Source organism: Psychroserpens mesophilus (assembly GCF_050617655.1).
GTDB classification, from domain to species: Bacteria; Bacteroidota; Bacteroidia; order Flavobacteriales; family Flavobacteriaceae; genus Psychroserpens; species Psychroserpens mesophilus_A.
This window is the reverse complement of the sequence record NZ_JBODQC010000080.1, coordinates 1-356: the sequence shown is the minus strand read 5'-3', so window position 1 is coordinate 356 and position 356 is coordinate 1. Positions and strand designations below refer to the sequence as shown.

Sequence of the window (356 nt, the reverse complement as noted above, 5' to 3'; positions counted from 1 at the left end):
AGACGGCAGCTCGGCTTCGGTTGACCTTTCTGCTCTGGTGGACGACGCGGATGCGGACCCGACCAATGAACTGCAGACCATCAGCCGCACCGGTACGGATGTAACCCTCTCCGACGGCGGGGGAACCGTATCTGTGGCGGACAACGACAACGACTCCAGCAACGAGACGAACACGGCCTTCGCGGTCAATGCCGGCAACCTGGAAATTACCGACGCGGCAGGAACCCTGTCTGTTCCGGTCTCCAGCCTGGGATCTGACGACCAGAACATCAGCGGTTCGGGCCTGAGCGGCACGGACCTGACCATCGGGATTGAAAACGGGACCAACGAGGTTGTGGACCTTTCCTCCCTGCTGG

The 356-nt window shown here is 61.5% G+C and carries 1 protein-coding gene; it reads left to right on the top strand.

The window, feature by feature from the left end:
* Positions 1–356: hypothetical protein (locus ACRHNM_RS16415; protein ID WP_431137710.1), on the top strand; the 356-nt coding region annotated here is incomplete at both ends.